Origin of the sequence: Pseudobacter sp., assembly GCF_051955275.1 — a bacterium.
GTDB lineage: Bacteria > Bacteroidota > Bacteroidia > Chitinophagales > Chitinophagaceae > Pseudobacter.
In genome coordinates this window covers 1-8,150 of the sequence record NZ_JBQCGW010000283.1, presented here as the reverse complement: position 1 = coordinate 8,150, position 8,150 = coordinate 1, and the positions used below count along the sequence as shown (strand labels likewise).

Sequence of the window (8,150 nt, the reverse complement as noted above, 5' to 3'; positions counted from 1 at the left end):
CCACTCTCCGCTGCAGGTCGTTGAACCGCTTGTTTCCTTCTGAAAGGGCAATGATGATGCGCAGTTTCCATTTCCCTCCGATTACATAGAGAGCATCTCCCACTGCGTGCAATTTTGAATTACATTCATTTGCCGATAATCTTTCTTTACGTACTGCCTTCATAATCTATATTTTACTAACTAAAAAGCTATTACTAACCTTTTGTATACTGCTTACTTTATGTTAGCAAAGATAGAGAGGTTTCTGTTACGAAAAACATAGCGGTATCATTTCAACCACCGAACGGCAGGATCAGACCGGTTTCACAGGTTCACGAAGAATGGTTTTCAGCTTTGCTTCCGGTGTTTTTCTGAAATCAGACAGGTAAATTTCATGATGAAGACCGTTATGGGTCAATCCCTGTTCAGCCATGAACCGCGCCATCAGCGCCAGTGATTCCGGTTCTTTCGAGAAAGGTCCGGTGTGCAGCATCTGTACAGACTTACCTTCTTTCATCTCCAACCACTCTACCTGCATTACCTGCGTATTCTCTTTTTTACTGGAAATTTCCGGGAGGATTTCCATCACCACTTTCCTGCTTACATAATCCGGCATCCTGATCAGCAAGCGATATTCCCATTCAGATCTTGGGATTTTGGCAGGGGCATCCGCCATCCCGATGCCTTTGTATTTTTCAAGATCGAATTGCCAGAGGCCTTCCAGCTTGCTCACCACAAAGTCCTGTTCATTTGCCTTGTAAAAGAATTTGATGCCGTAGGCGGCAGTGTACAGCGCCTGGATCGATGCGGCAAATGCATCGCCGGAAGGATCGCCTTTGCCCCTGATGCTGATGAATTGCGCGGCTTGGATATCCACTACCGCTGGTGATGCTTTGGCCGTGAAATATTGTTTGAACTGTTTCGTAAGGTCTGTTTTTTCCATAGAAAGATGATTTGTATGGCAAAGAAAGAACGGCGGAGTGACAGCCCTATGTCAGTAAGGACAAAAAACTCAGGCTTATTTAGAAGTTGAGTATATTTAATATTCTACCAGCCCAATAAGTCATAAACCCGGATGTTCGATGCTTTTCCATGCCCGTCAATTTTTATTTCTTTTACTACTGACTGTTAATACTGCGGGGGTAGCGCAACCTACGGTTACACCTTCGTTTACCATGCCTGATACTATCTGTATCAGTAATCCTCTGCAGATCAACAATACAACCGTTGGCGCGCAGACCAGTTTCTGGAACTTTTGTGTGGCCGATCTGAAGCAGGCTCCTATTGCTACCAACCTGGGCAATCCGGGAAGTTTACTGAATATGCCGGTGTTCATGGACTATGCAGAATACAATGGAAACTATTATGGTTTCTCTGTCAACTTCGGTAACGGCACACTGATCAGACATGATTTCGGCAACAGCCTGCTTAACACACCAACCACCACAAGTCTCGGCAGTTTTGGCGGCGCTATTCCCGGAACCAATGGCGCGGAAGGCATTCAGCTGGTCTTTAATGAAGGAAGATGGTATGCACTGATCGTTGGCGGTTATCCGGGTGGCCCTACTCCGCGGATCGTGAAAATCGATTTCGGTCCGGCCCTTTCAAATCCATCCCCAATTGCCACCGACTGGGGCAATATCGGGAATATGGATCAACCCACCGACCTCCATGTCTTCAAAGAAGGCACTGACTGGTATGGATTAACGATCAGTGCCCTGAACAATACCATCACCAGATTTTCATTCACCAACAGTTTCAATAATATACCCACTGCCATCAACCTGGGCAATGTAGGCAATCTCAAATTCCCCACAGGAATTTATGCCATCAATGATAATGGGTTCTGGCGCGTTTTTGTGACCAATGGAGGAGCTGATGACCGTACCAGTGCAACCGGCGACTGGTCCCTCACCCGCCTCGACTTCGGAAGTTCATTGCTCAATACACCTGTTGGTGTAAACCTTGGCAATCCCGGTGGCGTGCTCAGGCATCCCCGTGACATTTCCATCATCCGCTCCTGCGAACAGACGGTGGCATTTATTGTAAATGGACATAATGCCCCTCCTTCTGTCTGCCGGCTGGACTTCGATTACGGCCTTGGGCAACCGCCCTCAGGAACCGATCTGGGTAACCTCGGCAACCTGAGCTTTGCGCATTCCATCTCCAGATTATTTCGTGTACAAGCTGACCTCTACGCCTTTGTTACCAATGTCACTAACAACACCATCACAAGACTGCGGTTTGCAGGTTGCAATAGCGCCAGTCTGCCCAGCTTCAACGGACATACACCACCGCCAATAACTTACAATACGCCGGGCACCTACAATATCAACCTCACCATCGATGATGGTATGCCTACGCAGCAATCGATCTGCAAGCAGGTGGTAGTGGAAGCAGCACCAGTATCAACGGTTACCACAAGGTATATTTGTGCAGGACAAACCATCAGCATCAGCAATTCCAATCCACGCAGCAAGTATGTATGGAATAACGGAGCCACCTCCCCATCCATAAATGTAAATACAGCCGGCACATACTATGTAGACATCAATAAATTCGGCTGCACTGCAACAGATACTATAAAGGTTGAATACTATAAAGAAGCTGATTTCAATTTCTCACAGAATATCTGCAACCCACAGGAAGTGAACTTTGCCGTGGCTGGCACTGGCCTCAGTAACCTGCGCTGGAATTTCGGGGATGGCAATACTTCAACGGGTGCGGGCAGCGTAAACCATCAGTATGCCGTTTATGGAACCTACACCGTAAGTCTCACTGCGTTCAATGGCAGTTGTGATGAAACAGTGAGCAAAACCATCAGGATAGAAATCGGGAAAGAAAATCTCATCAGCACCACCGATACAACTATTTGTTTTCAAACTTCTGCCAGGCTGAGAACAAAGCCAGTGCTGGACTTCTGCTGGTTCCCAACCACGGGCCTGGATGATCCCAGATCTCCCAACCCCGTTACCAGCACAACCACCGATATCACCTACTATTTCAATGCAAAGGTCACAGATGCCAACCTGATAGCGAATGGTGATTTCTCTGCCGGCAATACCGGGTTCATGACTGATTACCGGTTCAGTACGCAAGGCTATCCGGAAGGCGACTATGGCATCGTTTCCAACCCCAATACCTGGCACAACGGATTCAGTGCCTGCACAGATCATACTTCCGGTACCGGCAATATGATGATCGTAAACGGTTCCGCTGTTCTCAATATGGTGGTATGGAAGCAAACCATCAACGTTACACCGCATACCAATTATGCATTCTCCACCTGGATAATGAGTGCCATCTCTACCAATCCGGCACAGCTGCAATTCTCCATCAACGACAGGAACCTGTCCGGTATGATCACCGCACCGTCCACAACCTGCAACTGGACTCAATTCTACACCACCTGGAACTCCGGCAACAGCACCACAGCCACCATTGCTATCGTGAACCAGAACCTGCAAACAGCCGGTAATGATTTTGGTCTGGATGATATTTCCTTTGCGGAAGTGCTCATCAAAAGAGACAGCGTAAAGATCACGGTTGAAAAGCCGGTTGTAACAGCGGGCAACGATACTACCATCTGCATCGGAAGTGAAGCCCTGCTCAAAGCCTCTGGCGCTGTGGATTACAGCTGGTCGCCCTCCGCCGACTTTCAGAATGCAGGCGCACAGAACGCCATCGCTAAACCAAAAACAAGAACAGAATATACAGTTACAGGTAAAAATGCCAGAGGGTGCATAGCAGAAGATAAAGTATGGGTAGACCTCCATCCGGAAATCAACATCACTAAAACACCTGATACCACAGTATGCCGCTTCACCAGCTTTCCCATCAGTGCAGGTGGAGGTGTGAGTTACGCCTGGGAAGCATCCCCTAACCTGGTAAATATAGCTACTGATCAGCCAACAGTAAATGCGGGCCTCGACAAACTGAAGTTCAGGGTAAAAGTGAAGGATATCCATACCTGTGAAAAAATGGACTCCGTGCAGGTAAGCATCTTTCCCTATCCTGTATTTGCAGCATCTGCTGCAAAGCGATATATCTGTCTGGGTAAAACCGTGAACTTTACTGCCAGCGGCGGTGATCAATATTCCTGGACGCCCGCTGCTTCCATCGATGATCCCGCTTCCGACAAGCCTGTTGCCACGCCTGATGCCAACACCACTTACAGTGTGCATATTCAGGACAACACCTGTGGTTTCGATTCCACCATCGATATGAGTATTACAGTAAACCCGTTGCCTGCTGTGTGGATCAACAAATCAAACGATATAGATTGTAACACACCTACCACCGTACTCACTGCCAACGGAGGCACCAGCTACAGCTGGCAACCTGCCGACAAAGTGGATGATCCCACCAAAGCCAACCCGGTAGCGGCAGTGGACACCACTACGCTTTTCCAGGTATGGGCTAAGAATCAATATGGCTGTGAATCCACATCGTCACTAAAAGTGTATGTTTCTCAAACAGGCATTCCCCGCTTTGTACTGCCTAATGCATTTACACCAAATGGTGATGGAAAAAATGATTGCTTCGGCATCAAACGCTGGGGCGATGCCAAAGTGGAAGAGTTTGCAGTGTTCAACCGTTGGGGACAACTGGTATTCAGAACAAATAATCCGGGTATTTGCTGGGATGGTATGTTCAATGGAAAGCCGGCACCGGCTGGCGCTTATGCATACCTCATCAAGTCACGCACTATTTGCGGCATTGTAAATAAAAGAGGAATGGTGATGCTGATACGGTGAAATGCAACTTCGCTTTTCAATTACCCTGTGTATATATCACGTAAGCAGATATTGATTTTTTTCAAAAAAAAGCAGAATGGACTTCCTTTTACGGGAAACCCTCACATCCTTTCTACAGATAAATTATCTTGGAACAGCTACTTCCTTTTAAAGAAAAGAAAGACCATTAACTGTAATATTCCAATATGCCAAAACCAAAAGCTATCTATTCCCTTCAAGGGACTTTTACAAATTTGTTATCGGATACTGATAAATCCTGCTTTCTGATTCCTACTTACCAACGAGGATACAAGTGGATTGCAAATGAAGGAAAAGGCCAGGTCGATATTTTGATGAAAGACCTGCTCAGGGCTTTCAAATCAAACATTAACAGGTATTACCTCCAATTTCTCACGCTGAAGGAAAGAAACGATGAACTGGAAGTAATCGACGGCCAGCAAAGACTTACCACGCTAACAATCCTCAACTGTGTAATTCAATATCTTCTTAAGGCGGAGATAAGTGCAAACTACACTTTTGAGAAATTAAGGTATCAGACAAGGCAGAATTTCGTTGAGCAATACATTTATAAAAACATTGAGACATTACTGAATGCAGGAAGCTGGGAGCAATTCAAGGGCCAGGCTCCGGATCATGACAATCAGGATGTTTTCTATATCTATCATGCCACGAATGCGATAAGAAAATTCCTTGATGATAACATCGCTTCTGAAATTGCTATTTTCTCGTCCTATATCAGCAACAGCGTATGCCTGATCATCAATCTGCTTGATAAAGATCTGAACAGTGAGAAAATCTTCATCAACGTCAATAAAGGAATAAAACTCAGCGATGAAGACCTGGTGAAAGGGATGCTGATTACCAGATCACCACTTGAACAGAAAAAAAACAACTGTAGGTATTCTGAAATCGAGATCAATGAGTGGCGGACCAATCTTGGCAGGCAATGGGATGAGCTGGCAGCATGGGCCAATCAAACCAAAATTCGCGCCTTTTTCAAACCAGACAAGAATGATACCAGGCTAACCTGGCTGATCAAACTGGCCTATCCGGAAATCCCAAGGCAGGAAGGACACCCGATATTTGACTACCTGGATGAGAAGTTCGGGCAAAAACAATTAACCGCTTCCGGCATTTTCAATAATATCAGGGATACGAAAATGTTGTTGAACGACTGGTACAGTGAGCCTGAAATAGCAAATCTGCTTGGGTTTGTGATCCACGCCTGGAAATCTTCCTTTAATGGAACAATCTGGCAGGAGCTGCGGTCCATTGGCACCCGGACAGGCATCGTCAAATCGCTTAAATTTCATGCTAAACAATTACTGCCACTTGATCAACATGGCAACCTCAGCAAAGAACTGAATTACGAAGACCATTTTAAGGAAATATTCAACATATTCCTGCTTCTGGATGTATCTAAATTCTTTCCACTGAACGGTAGACAGGCAGCTGTATATGATTTCAGTAAAATTGCAGATGACAGTTGGAGTCTTGAACATATTTTTCCGCAAAATGCCAAAGAATTGAGTGGATTAGACAATCTTTCGGAAGAAGATCTGAATATTATCCGGGAGATCATTGATATTGATCCCAGGAAGCTGAACGACGATCCCTCCCTCTCAAGAGAAGGTTTGTCTGATTTATACAATAAGATCATGACAGCCACCTCGGAATGCAGTATCAACAAACAGGAAAAAGAACTCTTAAGCACATTACTGGGCAGTAATGCCGCCCCGGACCTGCACAGGATCGGAAACCTATCTCTATTGGAAAAAAATATGAACTCAGGACTCTCCAACAAATACTTCAATGAAAAAAGAAAGAAACTGGTAGACAAAGTAAGCAAGGGAAAATTTGTTCCGTTTCACACTTATGATGTATTCAGCAAACTATTGCTTTCTGGAGATACCGGCTTACATACCTGGTCAAAAAAAGATATTCTTGATCATGAAAAATACATAATCAGACAAATAAAAACAATCACCGAATACCTCAATATCCCATGAAAACAGATAGCTATTCACTCATAGAACTATTTGAATACCGCAACCTCGAACAATTTGTTGTGCCTGAAATCCAGCGCGATTATGTATGGCAACCTGATGACATAACCAGCCTCCTGGATTATTTTCACGAAGGTTTCTCAGGGTCGAAAGAAGACAAGCCATACCTTGGATTCATATATGCCTACAACCATTCAGATTTCCTATACAAATATTTCCTTATAGACGGACAACAACGGATCACTTCTTTATATTTATTATTGCTGGCATGTTATCATAAAGCAGGAAAAAAAACTCCAGACTACCTATGTCTGGAAGGCATGCCAAAACTGGATTACAAGGTCAGGCAGTCCAGTCATGACTTCATTCAGAAACTAACCTCTCACTGCCATGAAAATCCCGGTAAAGAATTCTCCATACGAGACCAGGTCTGGTATCATAAGGAATATGAATACGATCAGAGCATCCAGAACATCGCCAACAACTTTGAAGAAATTCATCATTGGCTTCACAAACACCTACAGGAACCCGTTAAATTTGCCCGGTTCATTGAACATGAAGTGGTGGTATCATATTTTGATATCGAGGAGGTACGCCAGGGAGAAGAACTTTACATCTATATGAACTCCCGTGGAAGGCAACTTGAAGTAAACGAAACCCTGAAAGCGAAATTTTTAGCTAAAACTGAAGATAAAGATTTCGGGGGCACAAAATGGGAACATTGGCAGGACTTCTTCTGGAAGCATAAAGGCAACGAAAAAGATGCAGACCCTGGCTTTAACGACTTTTTACGGATGGTTCAGATACTTTGGATGAGCCAGAATGCTGAAACCAACGAAAAGATCAGTGCTTTTTCGAGTGGCAAGACAGAAAGGGACGCTTATTTTGAGAAATTACCACAAACGATTGAAGAACTTGAAGTTTTTTACGAGGCGTATGTATGGATGGTCAACTCTGAAGCAATACGCAATTTTTTCCGGGAACAGGATAAAAACGAAAACTATATTACAAACCCGCCGACGGTTTTCGAAAAAAGACAAGCGTTCTACCTGAGAGTACTTCCTGTATTGGCTTTTCTGTCTGTCTCAAAATGCAGGAATGAAGACCTGGTGATCAGATTCATCCGTTTTTTCAATAATGCAGCCCGAAAAAGAAATATAGGCAAGGATATCGGCAACCAGCTTCCCGTATCCATCAAACTGATGCTGGAATACGGCAAAACCCAAACAGACCATTATGATGTATGCGATCTCCTCAATTATACTAAAGGACGAACTACGCTGATAGACCAGGAAGAACAGATCAAACTGCAGATTTATAAAAACCCCTCCATTCCCAGGACAGAGGCCGAACAGATTTTCTGGGAAGCTGAAGACCATAGGTTACTTGAAGGAGAGATTTCCTGTTT

Annotated in this window: 5 protein-coding genes; 3 read left to right on the top strand and 2 right to left on the bottom strand. The window is 44.7% G+C overall.

Going from position 1 to position 8,150, the window contains the following annotated elements:
• Positions 1-163, bottom strand: a 163-nt coding sequence (locus ACTHMC_RS24855) for a winged helix-turn-helix transcriptional regulator (protein WP_440417407.1), incomplete at its 3' end; no start/stop codon positions are given.
• Between the two features lie 129 nt (positions 164-292).
• Positions 293-922, bottom strand: a complete 630-nt coding sequence (locus ACTHMC_RS24850; protein ID WP_440417405.1) for a GyrI-like domain-containing protein — start codon at positions 920-922, stop codon at positions 293-295.
• A 232-nt stretch (positions 923-1,154) separates the two neighbouring features.
• Between ACTHMC_RS24850 and ACTHMC_RS24845 the strand changes: the two genes are divergently transcribed.
• The 3 genes from ACTHMC_RS24845 to ACTHMC_RS24835 form a co-directional block, all read left to right on the top strand.
• Complete coding sequence (locus ACTHMC_RS24845; RefSeq protein WP_440417403.1) at positions 1,155-4,736, top strand: gliding motility-associated C-terminal domain-containing protein; 3,582 nt, start codon at positions 1,155-1,157, stop codon at positions 4,734-4,736.
• 185 nt (positions 4,737-4,921) lie between these two features.
• Positions 4,922-6,745, top strand: coding sequence for a DUF262 domain-containing protein (locus tag ACTHMC_RS24840; protein ID WP_440417402.1), 1,824 nt, complete (start codon positions 4,922-4,924; stop codon positions 6,743-6,745).
• The coding region (locus ACTHMC_RS24835; RefSeq protein ID WP_440417401.1) for a DUF262 domain-containing protein at positions 6,742-8,150 on the top strand (1,409 nt) is incomplete at its 3' end. The genes ACTHMC_RS24840 and ACTHMC_RS24835, both read left to right, overlap by 4 nt.